Raw genomic sequence first — 19,288 nt, forward strand, 5'->3', positions numbered from 1 at the left:
ACCGGACGTCGAGCGGCGCGGCCAGGGTGGTCACTGCGCGCCTCCTGCCAACGTGCCTGCAGTCGAATCGAGGGCGGCGCCCGCCAGCAGCAGCAGGCACAGGTCCTCGTACGACAAGCCTGCGGCACGCGCCGACATGGGCACCAGCGAGTGGCCCGTCATGCCGGGCGAGGTATTGATCTCCAGCAAAAAGGGCTTGCGGTCGCTGGCGCGAATCATCAGGTCGGCGCGGCCCCAGCCGCGGCAGCCAAGCGCCCGGTAGCTGGCCAGCACCAGCCGCTGGATTTCGCGCTCCTCGGCTTCGGGCAGGCCACTGGGGCAGTGGTACTTGACCTCGTCGGTAAAGTACTTGTTCTGGTAGTCGTAGGCACCATTCGGGGCTTCGATCCGGATCACGGGGAGCGCACGCGCCTCTGCGCCCGTGCCCAATACGGGGCAAGTCACCTCTTCACCCTCGATGAATTCTTCACACAGCACTTCGGGCTCGTACCGGGCGGACAACGCCACCGCTGCCTGCATGTCGGAATAGCCATTGACCTTGCTGACGCCGATCGACGAACCCTCGTGCGGCGGCTTGACGATCAGGGGCAGGCCCAGCGTATCGGGCACGGCACGTAGGCGCTCGTGCGTCTGCTGCTCGGGCGTCAGGCACACATAGCGCGGCGTCGGCAAGCCTTCGGCAATCCACATGCGCTTGGTCATGACCTTGTCCATGGCAATGGCAGAGGCCAGCACCCCCGGGCCGGTGTAGGGAATGCCCAGCAGTTCCAGCGCGCCCTGCACCGTGCCGTCTTCGCCGTGGCGGCCATGCAAGGTGATGAAGCAGCGCGCAAAACCTTCACGCCGAAGTTCCCCCATGTCGCGCTCCGCTGGGTCGAAGGCGTGGGCATCGACACCGCGCGACCGGAGCGCGGCGAGCACGCCGCGTCCCGACATGAGGGACACCTCGCGCTCGGCCGACGTGCCACCCATGAGCACGGCCACCCTGCCCATTTTCTGCACGTCAATATTCACATCTTTATGGCTCATAGCGCTTGTCTTGTCTACGATGACAGCTCATGTTTTTGTAGCAATTCTACCGTGCGCGCGGACACATTGCCAATCGATCCGGCGCCCATGCACAAGACCACGTCGCCTGCTCTGGCAAGTTCGGCAATGGCGCGTGGCAGCGCCGCCACATCATCGACAAAGACGGGTTCAACCTGCCCGGCAACGCGCAGCGCACGCGCCAGCGAACGGCCGTCTGCGGCCACGATCGGAGGCTCTCCAGCGGCGTACACCTCCGTCAGCAGCACGGCGTCGGCCTTGCCGATGACCTGAACAAAATCCTCGAAGCAATCGCGTGTGCGCGTGTAGCGATGCGGCTGGAAGGCGAGCACCAGGCGCCGCCCGGGAAAAGCCCCGCGTGCAGCAGCCAGCGTGGCCGCCATCTCGACGGGATGGTGGCCGTAGTCGTCGATGAGCGTGAAGGTGCCACCCCCCGTGGCCGGCAGATCGCCGTAGCTCTGAAAGCGCCGGCCCACCCCCCGGAAATTCTCCAATGCGCGCAGCACCGCCGCGTCGTCAATGGACAGTTCCACCGCCACCGCAATCGCCGCCAATGCGTTCTGCACGTTGTGCTCGCCCGCGAGGTTGAGGCGCACCTCCATGTCCGGCAACGTGACGCCATTGCGCCGCTGTACGGTAAAGCACATTTGCGCACCTTCGGCGCGCACGTTCAGCGCGCGCACCTGGGCATCCTCTGAAAACCCATAGCTGGTGACGGGGCAGGACACCTGGGGCAGGATGTCGCGCACCGCAGCGTTGTCGATGCACAGCACGGCCGCGCCGTAGAACGGCATGCGGTGCAGAAAGTCAACAAACGCCTTTTTCAGCCGGCCAAAGTCGTGCCCATAGGTTTCCATGTGGTCGGCGTCGATGTTGGTGACGACCGCCATCACGGGCAGCAAGTTCAGAAACGAGGCGTCGGATTCATCCGCCTCGACAACGATGTAGTCGCCGCCGCCCAGCTTGGCATTGGCTCCAGCGCTGTTGAGACGCCCACCGATCACGAAAGTCGGATCGAGCCCGGCCTCGGCGAGCACGCTGGCCACGAGGCTGGTGGTGGTCGTCTTGCCGTGCGCACCGGCGATCGCGATGCCCTGCTTCATGCGCATCAGTTCCGCGAGCATGAGGGCACGCGGCACCACGGGGATCTTCTTCTCACGCGCGGCCAGCACTTCCGGGTTGCCTTCCTGCACCGCGGTGGACGTCACCACGGCATCGGCGCCTTCGACATGCGCGGCCGCATGGCCCAGGTGGGTGGCAATGCCCATGGCCTGCAGACGGCGCAGCGCAGCGCTGTCGGCCAAGTCCGAGCCGCTGACGGTGTAGCCTTGGTTGAACAGCACCTCGGCGATACCGCTCATGCCCGAACCACCGATGCCGACGAAGTGAATGTGGTGAATGGCGTGCTTCATGCGGCCAGCTCCTCGCAGGCGGCTACCACCGCGTTCGTCGCATCCAATTTTTGCATCTTTTTGGCCTCTAGCGCTTTGTTCATCAGCGCATTGCGCTCCATATTTCGGAGCATATCAGCAAGCCGCTGCGGGGTCAGTTCGCGCTGGGGAAGCAGCCATCCGCCGCCCGCGTCGACGAGAAAGCGCGCATTCGTGGTCTGGTGGTCATCGACCGCGGAAGGAAAGGGCACGAAGACCGCAGCGGCGCCGACGGCCGCAATTTCGGTCACGGTGCTGGCACCGGCGCGGCAGACGATGAGGTCGGCGGCGGCGAAAGCGCTGGCCGTGTCGTCAATGAAAGGCGTGAGCTCGGCCTCCACACCAGCAGCGGCATAGTTGGCGCGCAGGCGCTCGATCTGCGCGGCGCCGCTCTGGTGCAGCACCTGTGGGCGCTCGGCCGGCGAAAGCAAGGCCAGCGCCTGCGGCACGGTGTCGTTGAGTGCCTGTGCGCCCAGGCTCCCGCCCACCACCAGCAGGCGCAGCGGACCGCTGCGCCCAGCAAAACGCTCGGCCGGGCCCGCCTGTTGCATGAACGCCGCGCGCAGCGGGTTGCCCACCCATTCGGCCTTGCGCAGCACGTTGGGAAAGGCCGTGAACCGCTTGTCGGCAACGACCGCCAACACACGGTTGGCCATACCGGCCACCGAATTTTGCTCATGCAGCACCAATGGCTTGCCGGCCAGAACGGCCATCATGCCGCCCGGAAAGCTGATGTAGCCGCCCAGGCCCACCACCACGTCGGGGCGCACGCGGCGCACCACCGCCAGCGCCTGCCAGAAGGCGCGCAGCAGGCGCAGCGGCAGCAGCGCCAGCGTGAGGACACCCTTGCCGCGCACACCGCCAAAAGCAATCGTCTCGAGCGCAAAACCCTGTGCGGGCACCAGGCGCGACTCCATGCTGCCGGGCGCGCCCAGCCAATGCACGCGCCAGCCGCGCGTGCGCAGTGCCTGTGCCACGGCAAGGCCGGGGAAGATGTGGCCACCGGTGCCGCCCGCCATGATGAGGGCTGTTTTGCTGCTCATACGCGGCCTCCGCGCATGCACTGCTGCGCAGTGCGCAGTGCTGGCGCACTGCAGGGTTTGTTTTGCAGAAACAAGCATCTCATACGCGGCCTCCGCGCATGCGCTGCTGCGCAGCGCGCAGCGCTGGCGCACTGCAGGAGCTTGTTTTGTCGAAACAAACATCTCATACGCGGCCTCCGCGCATGAGATGTTTGTTTTCGTAATCCACTCTGAGCACCACCGCCAGGGCCACCAGATTCATCAGAATCGCCGAGCCACCAAAGCTCATCAGGGGCAGCGTCAGGCCCTTGGTCGGCAGCGCGCCCAGGTTCACACCCATGTTGATGAAGGCCTGGAAACCCATCCACATCGCCACGCCTTGCGCCACCAGGCCGGAAAAGACGCGGTCAAGCGCGATGGCCTGGCGACCGATGTGCATGATGCGGCGTGTCAGCCAGAAGAACAGCACGATCAGGGTCAGCACCCCCACCAGGCCGAATTCTTCGCCGATCACGGCCAGCAGAAAGTCGGTGTGCGCTTCGGGCAGCCAATGGAGCTTTTCCACACTGCCGCCCAGGCCAACACCGAAAATCTCGCCGCGACCGATGGCGATCAGCGAATGCGAGAGCTGGTAACCCTTGCCCAGGGCATGCGCCTCGGTCCAGGGGTCGAGGTAGGCAAAGATGCGCTCACGCCGCCAGTCGCTCATCATCACCATGGCCGAGAAAGCGGCGAGCAACACCGTGGCGATGAGAAAGAACATGCGCGCGTTGACACCCCCCAGGAACAGGATGCCCATGGCAATCACGGCGATGACCATGAAAGCGCCCATGTCGGGCTCGGCCAGCAGCAGACCGCCGACCAGCGCCACCGCCGCGCCCATGGGGAGCACGGCACGGAAAAACCGCTCTTTCACATCCATCTTGCGGCACATGTAGTCGGCCGCATAAATCACCACCGCGAACTTGGCCAGCTCGGAGGGCTGGAAGTTCATGATGCCCAGCGACAGCCAGCGCCGCGCGCCGTTGACGACCGTGCCAACGTGCGGCACCAGCACGGCAATCAGCAGGGCGATCGAGAGCAGGAACAGCGCGCGGGCCTGGCGCTCCCACACGGCCATGGGAATCTGAAAGGTGAGCAAGGCCGCCACAAACCCCATCACCAGCGCGAACATGTGGCGCACCAGGAAATGGGTGTGCGAAATATTGCCGAACCGCGGGTTGTCCGACATGGCGATGGAGGCGGAATACACCATCACCAAACCCCAGGCCAACAGCGCCATCACCACCCAGAGCAGCGCCTGGTCGAACCCCAGCACGCTCGCCGGTGTGGCCGTGCTCTGGCGGTATTCCATGCCACCCGCGCGCACCGGCAGGCCTTCCGTGCCGTGCTGCCTGCGCGCGGCAAGCCAGGCCGCGATGCGGCCGCTAAAGCGAGACGCGACGGCGCTCATGCCGCACCCTCCCAGGGGTGCCCGGCGTCCTGCGCGCGTTCGCGCACGAGGGCGGCAAACATTTCACCGCGCTGCACGTAGTGCTCGAACATGTCAAAACTGGCGCAGGCAGGCGAAAGCAATACCGCGTCACCCGCATGGGCGCGGCGGGTCGCCAGGTCCACGGCTTCGGCCAGCGTGCTGGCGTCCAGCAGCGGAACGCCGGTGGATTCGAGGGCGGCGCGAATCTGCGGCGCGTCGCGCCCTATCAACACCACGGCGCGGGCGAAGCGCTCGACCGGCACGGCGAGCGGAGAAAAATCCTGCCCCTTACCGACCCCGCCCAGGATGACGACCACGCGCCGCTCGGCGCCCAGGCCGGAGATGGCGGCCACGGTGGCACCGACGTTCGTCCCCTTGCTGTCGTCGAAATACTCGATGCCGTCGAGGGTTCCCACCGGTTCGACACGGTGCGGCTCGCCACGGTAGTCGCGCAGCGCGTAGAGCATGGGCCCCAGCGCGCCGCCTGCCGCCTGCGCGAGCGCCAACGCGGCCAGTGCGTTGACCGCGTTGTGCCGACCGCGAATGCGCAGCGCGTCGGTGGGGATCAGGCGCTGAATGAAGATCTCGTCCGGCTCCGCGCCCTGCCCCGCACTGCTGCGGCGCGGGGCGCGCTTTCGGGTCTCGTCGGCTTCCTGCGCCCGTACCAGCCAGGCCATGCCGTGCACCAGCTCGATGCCGAAGTCGCCAGGGCGCTTGGGGCTATCGGCGCCAAACGTGACGATCTCGCGCTGCACGACTTTCGCCTGCTTGCCGCGCGCGCCCCCTTCGGGCACAGCCGCTGCACTGGCCGCAGCGTGCATCTGCATCACCACCGGGTCGTCGCGGTTGAGCACCATCAGGCCTTGCTTGCCAAACACCCTGGCCTTGGCTGCGGCGTAGGCCTGCATGCTGCCGTGCCAGTCCAGATGGTCTTGGGAAATGTTCAGCACCGCGGCTGCAGTCGGCTCGAAATTTGCGGGGGCATCCAGCTGGAAGCTCGAGAGTTCCAGCACCCAGACCTCGGGGAGCGTGCCACTGTCGAGGTGCTGCGCCAAGGTATCGAGCAGCGCCGGGCCAATGTTGCCCGCCACCGCCACGCGCGCACCGCCCTCTGCGGCCAGCAGGCCGGTGAGCGCGGTCACCGTGGTCTTGCCATTGGTGCCGGTCACCGCCAGTACCCGCGGTGCGTAGCCGCAGGCGCTGCGCAGCGCCGCCAGAGCGTCGGAATACAAGCCTAATTCGCCTTCAGCGCTTATTCCATCTGCGTTAGCAGCTACGATTACAGGAGCAATCTCGGCAGGACTCAAACCCGGCGAACGCAGCACCGCATGCAGGCCCTTGCCTGCCACCAGCGCAGCGTCAAAAGCGCCGCCGACAAACCGCACCTGGGGCAGTTCGCCCCGCAGGCGCGCCAGCAGCGGCGGCTCGGCGCGCGTATCGGCCACCGTCACCGCCGCACCACAGCGCACGCACCAGCGGGCCATGGACATGCCCGAAATGCCCAGACCCAGCACCAGCACCGAGCGGCCTGCAAGCAGGCCCTGCACGGCCTCAGCCGGAGCCATGGTCGGCAGCTCTGTAGGCACCTCCGCGGCTTCGCTCTGGGCCGCCGCTTCGCTGGAGGGCGCTTCGACAGCTACCGCATCGGCGCTGCCAATGTCGCTGAACATGCGCGCTACGAACTCGCTGGCATCGCGCGCGGCGTGCAGCGGCTGCGCGGCCTGCACTTCACCCGCAGCAGGCGTGGGCATTGGCAAAGCCGAGCCCGCACCGGGCAGGGGCGCGGCGTTGTCGTGGGGCAGTTCAGGCGTCTCGTTCATCGCAGTTTCAGGGTCGAGAGGCCGATGAGACACAGCAGCATGGTGATGATCCAGAAACGCACAACCACCTGCGTCTCCTTCCAGCCGCTCTTTTCAAAATGGTGGTGCAGGGGCGCCATCTTCAGCAGGCGCCGCCCTTCGCCATAGCGGCGCCGGGTGACCTTGAACCACATCACCTGCGCCATCACCGAGAGTGCTTCGACGACAAAAATTCCGCCCATGATGGCGAGCACCACTTCCTGGCGCACGATGACGGCGATGGTGCCCAGCGCCGCCCCCAGCGCCAGGGCGCCCACGTCGCCCATGAAGACCTGGGCCGGATGGGTGTTGAACCACAGAAAAGCCAGCCCCGCACCGGCCATGGCCGAGCAGAAGATGAGCAGCTCGCCGGCACCGGGGATATGCGGGAAGAGCAAGTATTTAGAGAAGGTGATGTTGCCGGTGACATAGGCAAACACGCCCAGCGCCGAGCCCACCATGATCACCGGCATGATGGCCAGACCGTCGAGCCCGTCGGTCAGATTGACCGCATTGCTGGAGCCCACGATCACCAGGTAGGTCAGCACCACGAAGCCGACCACGCCGAGCGGGTAGCTGATTTCCTTGAAAAACGGCAGCAGCAGCCCAGCCTGCGGCGGCAGGTCGACCGAGAAGCCCGAACGCACCCAGGTGACGAAGAGTTGGAACACCTTGGGGTTGGAGCCCTCGGAAATACTGAACACCAGGGCCAGAGCCGCCAGCAGACCGATGATGGACTGCCACATGTACTTCTCGCGCGAGCGCATGCCATTGGGGTCCTTGTAGACCACCTTGCGCCAGTCGTCGGCCCAGCCGATGGCGCCAAAACCCAGCGTGACGATGAGCACGATCCAGACGAAGCGGTTCGATAAATCGGCCCACAGCAAGGTCGCCACGGCAATGCACAACAGAATCAGCACCCCGCCCATGGTCGGCGTTCCGCTCTTGACGTGGTGCGTTTCCATGCCGTTGGTGCGAATCGGCTGGCCGATCTTGAGCGCGGTGAGGCGCCGAATGACGCGTGGCCCGGCAATGAGCCCGATCAGCAGCGCCGTCATCGCCGCCATCACGGCGCGCAGCGTGAGGTATTGGAAGACACGCAAAAAACCCAGCTCCGGCGAGAGCGATTGCAGCCATTGCGCAAGCAGCATCAGCATGCGGCACCTGCGACATTGATCGAGGACTCGGCCTGTTGCGGCTGGGCCGCCTCGTTGAGGGTCTGCACGGCCCGCTCCATGCGCATGAAGCGCGAACCCTTGACGAGCACGCTGGCGACGCCGGGAAGCGCCGCTCGCAGCGCGGCCTGCAAAGCTTCCATGCTGTCGAAATGGCGCGCTCCGGGGAACGCCGCTGCGGCCTGTGCCGACTGCTCGCCCAGGGCAAACAGCTGCTCGATGCCGCGCGCATGCGCATGGGCGCCGGCCTCTTGGTGAAAACGCGGCCCTTCATCGCCCACTTCGCCCATGTCGCCCAGGACCAACAGGCGCGGGCCGGGCATCTCGGCCAGCACCTCGATGGCCGCATGCATGGAATCGGGGTTGGCGTTGTAGCTGTCGTCCACCAGCGACAGGGTACGGCCTTGCAACGGCACGGCGAGCGCGCGCGAGCGGCCCGCGACCGCACGAAATTCGGCCAGACCGCGTGCGACGGCCGCCAGCGGCACGCCCGCAGCCAGCGCACAAGCCGCGGCGGCCAAGGCGTTGCGCAGGTTGTGGCGCCCCGGCATGGCCAGGGAGAAGGCCAGCAGCCCCTGGGGCGTGGCGCAGCGTGCCTGCCAGGAAGCCCCCTGCCACTCTGCGGCTTGTACGTGCAACTCCCCTTGGTCCATGCCAAAGCCGAGCATTCGCCGCGCACCGGCAAGGCCACGCCACATCGGCGCATAGTCGTCGTCAGCGGGAAAAACTGCCGTCCCATCTGCGGGAAGTGCCGCCAGCACACTGCCGTTTTCACGCGCCACCGCGTCCACGGTGTGCATGAATTCAAGGTGCTCGCGTTGCGCGTTGTTGACCAGCGCCACCGTGGGCCGCGCGAGCGCGGCAAGTTCGGCAATCTCGCCGGGGTGGTTCATACCAAGTTCAACCACGGCAAAGCGGTGCGCAGGGGTGAGGCGCAGCAGCGTCAGCGGCACGCCAATGGCGTTGTTGAAGTTGCCGCGCGTCGCCAGCGCCGCCTCGCCCGCATGCGCGGCGAGGATGGCCGCGATCATCTGCGTCACCGTGGTCTTGCCGTTGCTGCCGGTCACGGCGATCAGCGGCAGATCGAACTGCGCACGCCATCCCGCAGCCAAAGCGCCCAGCGCCGCCAGCGGGTCAGGCACTTCGATGCCGGGCAACCCGGCAGCTTGCAGGCCACCCTGCGCCAGCGCCGCAGCAGCGCCCAGAGCGGCTGCTTGCGGCAAAAAGGCCTGCGCATCGAAGCGCTCGCCACGCAGGGCGACAAACAAATCGCCCGCCTGCAGGCTGCGGGTATCGGTGTGCACGCGCAGAAGTGGCGTTGCCGGGTCTCCCACCAGCCGCGCCTGGGGAGCACTGGCGCGGACCCAGTCGAAAGCGGACTGCAGCGTCATCATGGCGGTCATGCGGCAACTCCCCGGCGCGCCAAGGCAGTGCGCGCGTGTTCCAAATCGGAAAATGGCCGTTTGACGCCTGCCATCTCCTGCCAAGCCTCGTGCCCCTTGCCGGCAATCAGCACCACATCGGCAGGCGCCGCCTGCTGCAGCACCTGCGCAATGGCGGCGGCGCGGTCGGGTTCGGCGCGCACGGTGTTGCCGGCAATGGTGCCGAGCAGAATCTGGTGCACGATGGCCGCGGGGTCTTCGCTGCGCGGGTTGTCGCTGGTGACCACCACCTGGTCGGCGTGCTGCTGCGCTGCCGCGCCCATCAGTGGACGCTTGCCGGCATCGCGGTCGCCGCCGCAGCCAAACACGCACCACAGCTGGCCACCGCGCTCAGCGGCCAGGGGACGCAGCGCCTGCAAGGCTTTCTCCAGCGCATCGGGCGTGTGCGCGTAATCCACCGCCACCAGGGGTTGCCCGGCGGCAAGCAGGCGTTCCATGCGGCCCGGTACTGGCGCAAGCTGCTCGCAGGCACGTACGGCGGCGGCCAACGGCACGCCCAGCGCGCGCATGGCAGCGATCACGCCCAGCAGGTTAGAGATGTTGTATTGGCCTATGAGCGTGGTGTGCAGGCGCAGTTGCTCGTCCCCCTCGCTCAGCAGGCACTGCAGGCCTTGGGCGCCGAGCGCCACCTCGCTGGCGCGCAGGCGTGCCGGGCCGGTTTGCGACACGGTCCACAGGTCCAGCCCGGCGGCTTCCATCTGCCCCTGCAGACTGGCGGCAGCCGCATCGTCGAGGTTGAGCACCGCAGCGCGCAGGCCCGGCCAGGCAAACAGCGCGCGCTTGGCGTCCAGGTAGGCCGCCATGCTGCCGTGGTAGTCCAGGTGGTCCTGGGTGAAATTGGTGAACACCGCCACCGCAATGCGGGTGCCGGCCAGGCGGTGCTCGGCAATGCCAATGGACGAGGCCTCGATGGCACAGCTCCTGGCCCCCGCGTCCACCAGCGCGCGCAGGCCGCGCTGCAGGCGCACCGGGTCGGGCGTGGTCAAACCCGTTTCTTCCAAAGCGGCGGGAAAACCCATGCCCAAAGTGCCGACTAGCGCACAAGGTGCATGGGCTGTTAGCTCGCATCCTGATAGCGCTTGCGCGAGCCACCAGGCGGAGCTGGTTTTGCCGTTGGTGCCGGTAAAGGCGACCATTTCCAGGCCATGCGAGGGCACGCCAAACCAGGCAGAGGCGATCTCGCCGACTGCGGCCTTCAGCCCCTGGAAGGTGGCGATGTCGTCCCCCGCGAGATCAAACGCCTCACCGCCCTCAGCTTCCACCAGGCAGGCGGCGGCACCGCGCGTGCGCGCGTCGGCCAAATGTGCCCGCGCGTCGGTAGCCGCACCAGGCCAGGCAATGAAGGCGTCACCAGGCGCAACCTGCCGGCTGTCGGACTGCAGCGTGCCGGTGGTGCGCTCGCGCAGCCAGGCCAGGGCTTCGTCGGTGTCGTGCAGGACGCGCGTCACAGTGGCTCCTCCACTCCGTTGGCAACAATTTGCGGCTTCACGGCAACGTCGGGTTGCACCCCCATGATGCGCAGCGTTTGCTGGACCACCTGGCTGAATACTGGTGCGGCAACCTCGCCGCCATAGACCATGCCGTTGCTCGGCTCATCCACCATCACGGCGACGATGATGCGTGGCTTGTCAATGGGCGCCATCCCGTTAAACCACGCACGGTACTTGGTGGTGGAATAGCTTTTACCCACCTGCTTGCGCGCGGTACCTGTCTTGCCGCCGACCGAGTACCCCAGGGTCTGCGCCTTGGCCGCGGTGCCGCCAGGGCCGGCGGCCATCTGTAGCATCTTGCGCACTTCTGTCGCCGTTTTCGGCGAGAAGACGGGCACACCCACTGCCGGCCCGGTGGCCTTGAGCAGGGTGGCAGGAATGATCTGGCCGTTGTGTGCAAACACGGTGTACGAGCGCGCCATCTGGAACAGGCTGGCCGAAAGGCCGTAGCCGTAGGACATGGTGGCCTGCTCGATCGGGCGCCAGGATTTGTAAGGCCGGAGCTTGCCGCTCACCACACCGGGAAACTTCAGTTGCGGCTTCTGCCCAAAGCCGGCAGCGGAAAACGTCTCCCACATCTCGCGTGCCGTCATCTGCAGGGCCAGCTTGGTGGCACCGACGTTGCTCGATTTCTGAATCACCCCCTCGACTGTCAGCACGCCGTAGTTGTGCGTATCGCTGATGGTCGAACCCGTGATCGTGATGCGCCCCGGTCTGGTATCGACCAGCGTGGTCGGTGTGACGCGCCCGCTCTCGAGCGCCAGCCCGATGGTGAAGGGCTTCATGGTCGAGCCGGGTTCGAAGGTGTCGGTGAGCGCGCGGTTGCGCAGTTGTTCGCCGCTCAGATTGCGGCGGTCGTTGGGGTCATAACTGGGGTAATTGGCCAACGCCAGCACTTCACCAGTTTCGGCGTCAAGCACGACCACGCTGCCGGCCTTGGCCTTTTGTGCGATCACTTCGTCGCGCAGCTTCTGGTAGGCGAAGAATTGCACCTTGCTGTCGATGGAGAGCTGCAGATCGCGCCCATCGACCGGCAGCACATCATCCCCCAAGCCCTCCACCACGCGGCCCATGCGGTCCTTGATGACGCGGCGCGAACCGGCCTTGCCGGCCAACTGGTCATTGAAGGCCAGCTCCATGCCCTCCTGCCCCTTGTCTTCGACATTGGTGAAACCGACGATATGCGCCGCCGCTTCGCCCTCGGGGTATTCGCGCTTGTATTCCTTGCGCTGGTAGATGCCCTTGATCTTGAGGGCGGCGATTTTCTGGCCGTTGTCCCATTCCACCTGGCGCTGCAGCCAGACGAAGGTCTTGTCGTCATCGGCCAGCTTGGCAATGAGCGTGGCGTAGGGCATGTTCAGCAGGTCGGCCAGTTGCTTGAGCTGCGCCTTGGCTTCGGGCGTGTCCTGCACCACGTCTTCAGGAATCGCCCAGATGCTGGCCGCAGGCACGCTGGACGCCAGAATCATGCCGTTGCGGTCCAGAATGCGGCCACGGTTGGCCGGCAGTTCCAGCGTACGCGCAAATCGCACCTCACCCTGGCGTTGGAAAAATGCGTTGTTGATGACCTGCACATAGGACGCGCGTGCCCCGAGCGCGACAAACCCCAGCGCGACCATGGCGACAATGAACTTGCTGCGCCAGACCGGCGTACGGCTGGCCAGCAGGGGGCTCATGGTGTAGCGCACGCTGCGGCTCATGGGTGCGCTCCAGCGGCAGAGGCTGCGCTTTGCGCAGGAGCAGCACTGCTTACTGCGGCCAGACCAGCGGCAGCGCCCTCGGCCTGGGTGATGTAACGGGTAATGGCCGGCGTGGCCGGGCGCATGGCGAGCTGCGAGCGCGCCAGCGACTCGACGCGCAGCGGCGTGGCCTGCGCCCGCTTTTCTACCTGCAAGCGGTCATGCTCGGTGTCAAGCCGGCGCGCTTCGCTGCGGGCACGGTCCAGCGCGGTATAGAGCTGGCGCGATTCGTACTGGGTGTGCACCAGGTACAGCGCACTGCCCAGCACCACGACAATCAGAAAAAGGTTGATGCGCGCCACGCTTCAAGCCTCCGTGCGCCGAGCGACGCGCATGATGGCGCTGCGCGCACGTGGGTTGGCGGCCACCTCGGCTGCGCCAGGGCGCACGCGCGCGAGCACTTCGAGCTTCATCGCGCGGGGCGCGGCGAAAGGCGCGCGCCGGTCGAAGACCTCCTTGGAGTGCAGCGCCATGAACTGCTTGGTGATGCGGTCTTCGAGCGAGTGAAAGCTGATCACCACCAGCCGCCCGCCGGGCGCGAGTACCGACAGCGACGCCTCTAGCGCCTGTTGCAGCTCTTCAAGTTCGGCGTTGATGAAAATCCGAAAAGCCTGAAATGTGCGCGTTGCAGGGTTCTGGCCTGCCTCGCGGGTTTTGACCGCGCCAGCCACGAGATCGGCAAGTTCGGCGGTGCTGCCCAGAGGGCCGCGCTCCTGCCTCCAAGCAACAATCGCCTTTGCAATGGGGCCAGCAAACCGTTCTTCACCGTATTCACGTATCACCTCCGCTATTTTGTCCACCGGTGCGTCTGCCAGCCACTCGGCCACGCTTTGGCCCCGCGTGGTGTCCATGCGCATGTCCAGTGGGCCATCGAACCGGAAACTGAAGCCCCGCTCGGGCGAATCGATCTGCGGCGAACTCACGCCCAGGTCCAGGAGAACACCGGCCGCACTTTGCGGCGGCAAATCGGCCAGCTCCGAAAAGCCGGCGTGTCGAATGGAAAAACGCGCATCGTCGATGCGCGTTGCTTCTTGGATGGCTTCGGGATCCTTGTCGAACGCCAGGAGCCGGGCGCCGGGCGGGATCCGTGCGAGGATCCTCCTGGAATGCCCTCCCCGGCCAAAGGTGGCATCTACCCACAGACCGTTGCTCCAGCCGTCCACATCCGCCAGCAAGGCGTCCACCGCCTCGTCCAGCAGCACGGTGGTATGGCGAGGCGCTTCTGCCATGGCGGTCAAAACGAAAAATCCTTGAACACGTTGGGCATGGCTTCCTGCGCGGCCTTGGCCTCTTCGGCGTCGTACCTGGCCTTGTCCCACAACTCGAAATGCTTGCCCATGCCGAGCAGCAGCACGTCACGCGACAGGCTGGCCGCTTGGCGCAACTCGGGGGAGATCAGCACCCGGCCGGTGCCGTCCATGTCCACATCCATGGCGTTGCCCAGGAACATGCGCTTCCACCACTGCGCTTCCATGGGCAGGTTGGCAATGCGGTCGCGAAACTTTTCCCACTCGGGACGCGGGAACACCATCAGACAGCCGTGCGGGTGCTTGGTGATGGTGAGCTGGCCGGCGGCGTTCGCGCTCAGGACGTCCCGGTGCCGGGTCGGCACGGAAAGCCGCCCCTTGGCATCGAGACTGAGCGACGACGCACCTTGAAAGACCATCCGTTCCTCTGCTTGTTCTGCTGCCGGTCTCCCCCCGGAAACACCAGGAGGCGGCACTTTTCACCACAAATTTGCACTTTTTTGCACTGTAGCAGGAAAAGCCACCCGAACAAGAGGGCTTGCAACATCTTCTTGCAATGAAATCAAGAGCTTAGACGCGGTTCCTGAAACGATTTCAGGAAAAAATCGTTATTTAAAAAGAAGTTAGCAGCGGTACTGAAAGTGAATCCTCAGTCTGCAGGCGGTCGCAACCGGGCAACGGCAGAATCCGCCGGCGCCTCAAAGAATGAAACGCGAGAGGTCTTCGTCCTGGCTGAGGGCTTCCAGGCGCTGGTCGACATAGGCCGCATCGATGTGCACGGTCTGGCCGCCGCGGTGCGCCGCATCGAAGCTGACTTCGTCCAGCAGGCGCTCCATCACGGTGGACAGGCGCCGCGCGCCGATGTTCTCGGTGCGCTCGTTGACGTCAAAGGCAATGTGGGCCAGCCGCGTAATGCCCTCGGGCGTGAACTCCAGCACCACGTCTTCGGTGGCCAGCAAGGCCTGGTACTGGCGCACCAGGGATGCATCGGTCGCCATCAGGATGGCTTCGAAATCCTGCACCGACAGCGATTCGAGCTCGACGCGGATCGGAAAGCGCCCCTGCAGTTCAGGAATCAAATCACTGGGCTTGGCCAGGTGAAAGGCGCCCGAAGCGATGAACAGGATGTGGTCCGTCTTGACCATGCCGTATTTGGTGGACACGGTCGTGCCTTCGACGAGCGGCAGCAGGTCGCGCTGCACGCCCTGGCGCGAGACTTCGGCACCACCCGTTTCCTGGCGCGAGGCCACCTTGTCGATCTCGTCGATGAAGACAATGCCGTTCTGCTCGGCGTTGGCGATGGCCTGGGTTTTGATCTCTTCCTCGTTGACCAGCTTGCCGGCCTCTTCGTCGATCAGCAGGCGCCGGGCTTCGGCAATGGGCAGCTTGCGCTTGTGCCGCCGCTCCTGGGCCACCTGGCTGAACATGCCGCGCAGTTGCTCGGCCATCTCGTCCATGCCTTGCGGCCCCATGATTTCGAGCTGCGGGCGCGCTTCTGCCACTTCAATCTCAATCTCGCGTGTGTCGAGTTCGCCTTCGCGCAGCTTTTTGCGAAACACCTGGCGCGTGGGGCTGGCTTCGCTCACCTCGCCAGTGCGCGCAGGCGGCAGCAGGGCGTCAAGCAAGCGCTCTTCGGCCGCATCTTCAGCGCGCGTGCGCACCTGGCGGGTGTGCAGTTCGCGCTGCTGCTTGACCGCGATCTCCGCCAGGTCGCGGATGATGGCGTCCACGTCCTTGCCGACATAGCCGACCTCAGTGAACTTGGTCGCCTCCACCTTGACGAACGGCGCATCGGCCAGGCGCGCCAAGCGGCGTGCGATCTCGGTCTTGCCAACGCCGGTCGGGCCGATCATCAGGATGTTCTTGGGCGTGATCTCGTGGCGCAGCTCGGCCGGCACCTGCTGGCGGCGCCAGCGGTTGCGCAGTGCAATGGCGACGGCGCGCTTGGCGGCGGCCTGGCCGACGATGTGGCGGTCAAGTTCGGAGACGATCTCCTGGGGGGTCATCGAAGACATAATAATAGGGGTTATTTTGGCCTCTAGCGCTTATCTAGTAACCGCTAGCAGCTATATATTTGATAGTTCCGTCCACGCCAGCACTCAGAGCGTCTCGATCGTGTGCTGCATGTTGGTGTAGATGCACAGCTCGCCGGCAATCTCCAGCGATTTCTTGACGATCTCGGCGGGGCTGAGCTCGGTGTTCTGCAGCAAGGCCTTGGCAGCCGAGTGGGCGTAGGCCCCGCCGGAGCCAATGGCCACAATGCCCTGCTCGGGTTCCAGCACATCGCCGTTGCCGGTGATGATGAGCGAGGCTTCCAGGTCGGCCACGGCCAGCATGGCTTCGAGCCGGCGCAGCACACGGTCGGTGCGCCAATCTTTGGTCAGCTCGATGGCAGCGCGCGTCAGATGCCCCTGGTGCTTTTCCAGCTTGGCCTCGAAGCGCTCGAACAGCGTGAACGCATCGGCCGTGGCGCCGGCAAACCCGGCCAGCACCTTGCCATGGTGCAAGCGGCGCACCTTGCGCGCCGTGCCTTTGACGATGATGTTGCCCAGCGTGACCTGGCCGTCGCCGCCGATGGCGACCTGCATGCCGGTGGGCGTCTGGCGGCGCACGCTGAGAATGGTGGTGCCGTGAAAAACCGGCGCGTTGTTAGAAGCATCCATAGCGCCCGCAGATGGGGGCGCGGGCGATTCTTTCAAGCTCAGTCCTTGCGGGCCACCACCCAGGCGTGCTCGTTGATGCCGACGACGTTGAAGAACACCGCCACCAACCGGTGCAAGTTCACGAACTGGACGACGCGGCGCTCGGCCTGCTGCTCGGCCGCCCAGTTAAGCACCGACCCCGCAGCCGAAAAATCGATGCGTATCAGCCGGTCGCAGTGCACTTGCAGCGGCACATCCGCGCCCGCCCCTGCAGCAATGGCGGCCGCTGCCACGGCCTCCAGCGCCGCCGTGGCGTCGCCTTCCACGTGCCCAACCAAACCCTCGGCGCCCGCCACGAGAGGGGCCGGTGCAGCAGGTTCCGCACCCGGCGCCAGCGGGTCCCAACGGGCCCGCGCCATCAGTTCCGTGCTGGAGCCCGCAGGCGCCGCTGCGGCGCCACTGCCCGCATCGTCCTGGTAGGCACAGCGGGGGGACTGCCAGGACGGTGGCGACACCTCGTAGGTGACGCAATAGTCCAGGGCCACCATTTCAAACTCGTCGGGCCGCCCCATCAGGCGCAGCGCCGCCATGCGCAAGCGCCACCAGTCCGGAGATTGGGCACGGTCACCAGACTGGGTGTGCGCTTCGAGCACGGCCTGCAGACAGTCGGTTCCGACAAACACCACCTGCCCTTTCTGCTCGGCCCAGCGCTCAAATTCGGTCGCCAGCGCGGGAACCGCTGCTTCGTCGATGTCGGTGAGCCTGGACCAAGTCAGGGTCCAGGGCGACGCGGCGCGGCCCAATGCGGCTTGCAGCGCGGCCACGGTTTGCAGCGTCAGCCTGGGTGGGGCATTCCAGGCGAAATCTCGCCGCGCAGGGGCAACGTCGGCCGCAGGCTCTGCCACCATCCCGAGCTGCGCGGGCATGGAAAACCACAGGGGCGCCGAGCGGTCAAAGCGCGCGGCGAAGTCGATGGCGAGCGCATCGAATTGATCTTGCTGGCCGGTGGCGCGGTACAGGTCGAACAGCGTCATCCATATTTCAAACAGCGGCTCCGGTGCGTCATTGCCATGCTGCGCCAGCACCTCTTGAAGCCCAGCTTCGGCACCTTCGTGGTCGCCATTGGCAAACCGGATGGCCGCCTCTTCGAGATCGGGTTCGTGCACGAATCTCTCCAGTTCAGGTGCCGCAGCGGATGCGGCGCGCACAGTGGAAGGGGCCCCACCTGCCGGCCGGGCGCCTGTCGCGCTGCCAAACGCGGCAATGGCCATGCTGTCATCAGCAAAAAGCGGTGCCGCTGGAGCGCCCAGGTCCGCCGACAGCGAGAGTGGTGCAGTCGGCGCAAAGGCTGTACCGCCAGCGTTTGATTCCCTCTGCGAGGCACCGCCCGCTTGCGGCGCGTCCAACCCCATGGGCTCGGTGGGAGCCTCGGCATTGTGCTTGCTCTTCCACCACTGCATCGACATCTGCGCCTCGATCTCGTCGATCTTCTTGATCGTGCCGGCCCGATCGTCCGGCGAGGTGAGGCTGCTTTGAAAGAACGATGGGCGCGCCGCCGGGTCTTCGACCCGTTGGCCGCTCAGCGCGTCGCGCGCGCGCAGTTTGCGCAATTGATCGAACTCACGCCGGCGCACGAAGTCGTTGCGGCGCTTGCGCTCGATCATTTCCTTGAGCATTTGCTTGCTGTACTGGCTCTCGCGATCGGCTTCGATGGAGTCGAGATCGGTCCAGTTCACCGTCGGGTTGCGCACGAACCGCACCACCTTGGACAAAAGGCCGGTGGGGGGAGTGTCTTCCTTGCTCATGGAGAACAGTTTACGGGCCCAGGCGCAAGTTCGGGCAGGCGCACACTCTTTTTCAACCGGTGCGCTGGGTCAGTCGCCAAACATCTTCTGTTTGAGCTCACGGCGCTGTTGGGCCTCTAGAGAGAGGGTCGCCGTGGGGCGTGCCAGCAGGCGGCCGACGCCAATCGGCTCGCCCGTTTCGTCGCAATAGCCGTAATCGCCGCTATCGATGCGGGCAATGGATTGCTCAATCTTCTTGAGCAGCTTGCGCTCGCGGTCGCGCGTGCGCAGCTCCAGTGCATGCTCTTCCTCGATCGTCGCGCGATCGGCTGGATCAGGCACCACCACGGTGTCCTCACGCAGGTGCTCGGTGGTTTCACCGGCACTGTTGTGAATGTCCAGTTTGAGCTGAACAAGCTTGTGGCGAAAGAACGCCATCTGCTTGTCGTTCATGTACTCGGCGTCGGGCATCGCAAGCACTTCGGCGTCGGTGAGTTCTTCGGCCGCGCGCGTCTTCCAGTTGTCCACCAGCTTGGGGTCCTTCTTCGGTGGTGCCACCGGAGCCGCCATCTGTGCCTGGGAGGGCGGTGGCGTGGAATAACTCGACTTGGCAGCCGTGGACGCGACGGACTGCGCCATCGAAGGCACCGTCAACTGCGTCAGACGCGAAGAAGGGCGCGGGCTGCGCAGCACACCGCTGGATGACACGGGTGCAGGCGCAGGTACAGGTGTTGGCGCAGGCGCCTTGGCCGCAACTTTGGCTGAAGCCTTTGCCGCCGACTTGGTGGCCGTTTTGGCCGTAGCGGATGGCGCCTTGGCAGTTGCCGTGGTTTTGCTGGTAGTAGCGTTCAATTCCCGTCTCCTCGCAGTTCGGTGGGTTTCGCGCGGTGCGCGGGCCAGGGGGCAATAGACTCCCCAGTCTTTACCGGGCCGCGATTGTATCGACACCACCTTGCGC

At 65.6% G+C, this 19,288-nt stretch carries 16 protein-coding genes; all 16 read right to left on the bottom strand.

Going from position 1 to position 19,288, the window contains the following annotated elements:
- Positions 1-30 precede the first annotated feature (30 nt).
- The 16 genes from D3F03_RS09895 to dksA all read right to left on the bottom strand — a co-directional run bounded on the left by D3F03_RS09895 (position 31) and on the right by dksA (position 19,182).
- Entirely contained in the window at positions 31-1,029 is a 999-nt protein-coding gene (locus D3F03_RS09895; RefSeq protein WP_199665438.1) for a D-alanine--D-alanine ligase, read from the bottom strand.
- Between the two features lie 14 nt (positions 1,030-1,043).
- Positions 1,044-2,459 carry a UDP-N-acetylmuramate--L-alanine ligase gene (gene murC / locus D3F03_RS09900; RefSeq protein ID WP_119109192.1) on the bottom strand — a complete coding sequence of 472 codons (1,416 nt, stop codon included), beginning with the start codon at positions 2,457-2,459 and terminating at the stop codon, positions 1,044-1,046.
- A complete protein-coding gene (gene murG / locus D3F03_RS09905; protein ID WP_119109492.1) occupies positions 2,456-3,520 on the bottom strand; it encodes an undecaprenyldiphospho-muramoylpentapeptide beta-N-acetylglucosaminyltransferase in 1,065 nt (354 codons plus the stop codon). The genes murC and murG overlap by 4 nt, the downstream gene beginning before the upstream one ends.
- Positions 3,521-3,683: 163 nt before the next feature.
- The gene (gene ftsW / locus D3F03_RS09910; RefSeq protein ID WP_119109193.1) at positions 3,684-4,952 is read right to left on the bottom strand and encodes a putative lipid II flippase FtsW; all 1,269 of its coding nucleotides are present in this window, start codon (positions 4,950-4,952) and stop codon (positions 3,684-3,686) included.
- Entirely contained in the window at positions 4,949-6,793 is a 1,845-nt protein-coding gene (gene murD / locus D3F03_RS09915) for a UDP-N-acetylmuramoyl-L-alanine--D-glutamate ligase (RefSeq protein ID WP_199665439.1), read from the bottom strand. Before murD ends, ftsW begins: the two co-directional genes overlap by 4 nt.
- Positions 6,790-7,968, bottom strand: coding sequence for a phospho-N-acetylmuramoyl-pentapeptide-transferase (gene mraY / locus D3F03_RS09920; protein WP_119109194.1), 1,179 nt, complete (start codon positions 7,966-7,968; stop codon positions 6,790-6,792). The genes murD and mraY overlap by 4 nt, the downstream gene beginning before the upstream one ends.
- A complete protein-coding gene (locus D3F03_RS09925; RefSeq protein ID WP_119109494.1) occupies positions 7,962-9,380 on the bottom strand; it encodes a UDP-N-acetylmuramoyl-tripeptide--D-alanyl-D-alanine ligase in 1,419 nt (472 codons plus the stop codon). The genes mraY and D3F03_RS09925 overlap by 7 nt, the downstream gene beginning before the upstream one ends.
- Before the next feature lie 5 nt (positions 9,381-9,385).
- Entirely contained in the window at positions 9,386-10,876 is a 1,491-nt protein-coding gene (locus tag D3F03_RS09930; protein WP_119109195.1) for a UDP-N-acetylmuramoyl-L-alanyl-D-glutamate--2,6-diaminopimelate ligase, read from the bottom strand.
- Entirely contained in the window at positions 10,873-12,618 is a 1,746-nt protein-coding gene (locus D3F03_RS09935; protein WP_119109196.1) for a peptidoglycan D,D-transpeptidase FtsI family protein, read from the bottom strand. The genes D3F03_RS09930 and D3F03_RS09935 overlap by 4 nt, the downstream gene beginning before the upstream one ends.
- Positions 12,615-12,959: a cell division protein FtsL gene (gene ftsL / locus D3F03_RS09940; protein WP_119109197.1), complete on the bottom strand. Its 345-nt coding sequence runs from the start codon at positions 12,957-12,959 to the stop codon at positions 12,615-12,617. The genes D3F03_RS09935 and ftsL overlap by 4 nt, the downstream gene beginning before the upstream one ends.
- A 3-nt stretch (positions 12,960-12,962) precedes the next feature.
- Positions 12,963-13,886, bottom strand: coding sequence for a 16S rRNA (cytosine(1402)-N(4))-methyltransferase RsmH (gene rsmH, locus D3F03_RS09945; RefSeq protein ID WP_119109198.1), 924 nt, complete (start codon positions 13,884-13,886; stop codon positions 12,963-12,965).
- Between the two features lie 5 nt (positions 13,887-13,891).
- Positions 13,892-14,323: a division/cell wall cluster transcriptional repressor MraZ gene (gene mraZ, locus D3F03_RS09950; RefSeq protein WP_119109199.1), complete on the bottom strand. Its 432-nt coding sequence runs from the start codon at positions 14,321-14,323 to the stop codon at positions 13,892-13,894.
- 279 nt (positions 14,324-14,602) lie between these two features.
- Entirely contained in the window at positions 14,603-15,919 is a 1,317-nt protein-coding gene (gene hslU, locus D3F03_RS09955; RefSeq protein ID WP_119109200.1) for an ATP-dependent protease ATPase subunit HslU, read from the bottom strand.
- 84 nt (positions 15,920-16,003) lie between these two features.
- A complete protein-coding gene (gene hslV, locus D3F03_RS09960; protein WP_119109201.1) occupies positions 16,004-16,567 on the bottom strand; it encodes an ATP-dependent protease subunit HslV in 564 nt (187 codons plus the stop codon).
- A gap of 38 nt (positions 16,568-16,605) precedes the next feature.
- Positions 16,606-18,351, bottom strand: coding sequence for an STAS domain-containing protein (locus D3F03_RS09965; RefSeq protein ID WP_119109202.1), 1,746 nt, complete (start codon positions 18,349-18,351; stop codon positions 16,606-16,608).
- Between the two features lie 69 nt (positions 18,352-18,420).
- Positions 18,421-19,182 carry an RNA polymerase-binding protein DksA gene (dksA, locus tag D3F03_RS09970; RefSeq protein ID WP_119109203.1) on the bottom strand — a complete coding sequence of 254 codons (762 nt, stop codon included), beginning with the start codon at positions 19,180-19,182 and terminating at the stop codon, positions 18,421-18,423.
- Between the last annotated feature and the right edge of the window lie 106 nt (positions 19,183-19,288).

It is taken from the genome of Simplicispira hankyongi, assembly GCF_003570885.1.
In the GTDB taxonomy this organism is placed as follows: domain Bacteria; phylum Pseudomonadota; class Gammaproteobacteria; order Burkholderiales; family Burkholderiaceae_C; genus Simplicispira; species Simplicispira hankyongi.

Coding starts and splice junctions, on each gene's coding strand:
- D3F03_RS09895 (WP_199665438.1), bottom strand. CDS start 1,029: ATGAGCCATAAAGATGTGAATATTGACGTGCAGAAAATGGGCAGGGTG.
- murC (WP_119109192.1), bottom strand. CDS start 2,459: ATGAAGCACGCCATTCACCACATTCACTTCGTCGGCATCGGTGGTTCG.
- murG (WP_119109492.1), bottom strand. CDS start 3,520: ATGAGCAGCAAAACAGCCCTCATCATGGCGGGCGGCACCGGTGGCCAC.
- ftsW (WP_119109193.1), bottom strand. CDS start 4,952: ATGAGCGCCGTCGCGTCTCGCTTTAGCGGCCGCATCGCGGCCTGGCTT.
- murD (WP_199665439.1), bottom strand. CDS start 6,793: ATGAACGAGACGCCTGAACTGCCCCACGACAACGCCGCGCCCCTGCCC.
- mraY (WP_119109194.1), bottom strand. CDS start 7,968: ATGCTGATGCTGCTTGCGCAATGGCTGCAATCGCTCTCGCCGGAGCTG.
- D3F03_RS09925 (WP_119109494.1), bottom strand. CDS start 9,380: ATGATGACGCTGCAGTCCGCTTTCGACTGGGTCCGCGCCAGTGCTCCC.
- D3F03_RS09935 (WP_119109196.1), bottom strand. CDS start 12,618: ATGAGCCGCAGCGTGCGCTACACCATGAGCCCCCTGCTGGCCAGCCGT.
- rsmH (WP_119109198.1), bottom strand. CDS start 13,886: ATGGCAGAAGCGCCTCGCCATACCACCGTGCTGCTGGACGAGGCGGTG.
- mraZ (WP_119109199.1), bottom strand. CDS start 14,323: ATGGTCTTTCAAGGTGCGTCGTCGCTCAGTCTCGATGCCAAGGGGCGG.
- hslU (WP_119109200.1), bottom strand. CDS start 15,919: ATGTCTTCGATGACCCCCCAGGAGATCGTCTCCGAACTTGACCGCCAC.
- hslV (WP_119109201.1), bottom strand. CDS start 16,567: ATGGATGCTTCTAACAACGCGCCGGTTTTTCACGGCACCACCATTCTC.
- D3F03_RS09965 (WP_119109202.1), bottom strand. CDS start 18,351: ATGAGCAAGGAAGACACTCCCCCCACCGGCCTTTTGTCCAAGGTGGTG.